The following is a 554-nucleotide window of genomic DNA, read 5'->3' as shown; positions in this document are numbered from 1 at the left end:
CCAGCGCTTTTACCCGTCTCGACTTTGACAGTCGGCTCCGAAGGAGCGTCTACCGTGACGAACATAAACATCTCTCCCAATGGAGTCCGTTTAACTGTCACCGTTTTGATTTTTCCCTCAATTTCTCTGGACTTCCAGAACTGATACACTCGACCGCAGATCTTCACCCGGTTTTCACCGAGAAACTTGTAGTTGTTCTGCTTGAGAGTAAACGATTTGTACTTTTTGACTTTTTTAAACCCAGGAGGACGAACCCCTTTGTCTCTGTGCTTAAAAAACAACTGATACGCTTTTTCGATACGCTGGCAGATGTCTTGCACTGCTTGAGCGTCAACGGTTTTCCAGAAAGGATTATGTTTTCTGAGTTTAGCAATATGCTTCTGGAGCTTGGCGCAGTTCAAGTGTTTGCCCCACATCCGGTAGTACCGACGATGCAACGCAATACAGTGGTTGTAAATCGTTCCCGAGGCATTGACAATGCGCTTCAGGTGACGATTTCGCTTGTGGTCGTACAACTTGAATTTGAGCGTCTTCATGCTATTATAATAGCCTGT

At 45.7% G+C, this 554-nt stretch carries 1 pseudogene; it reads right to left on the bottom strand.

Annotated elements, in window-relative coordinates:
• Window positions 1-416: pseudogene (locus tag LKE08_RS00465) on the bottom strand (RNA-guided endonuclease TnpB family protein); the annotation flags it as partial.
• Between the last annotated feature and the right edge of the window lie 138 nt (window positions 417-554).

The organism is Lyngbya sp. CCY1209 (assembly GCF_035615495.1).
GTDB lineage: Bacteria > Cyanobacteriota > Cyanobacteriia > Cyanobacteriales > Microcoleaceae > Limnospira.
This window is presented reverse-complemented; position numbering and strand designations above follow the sequence as displayed.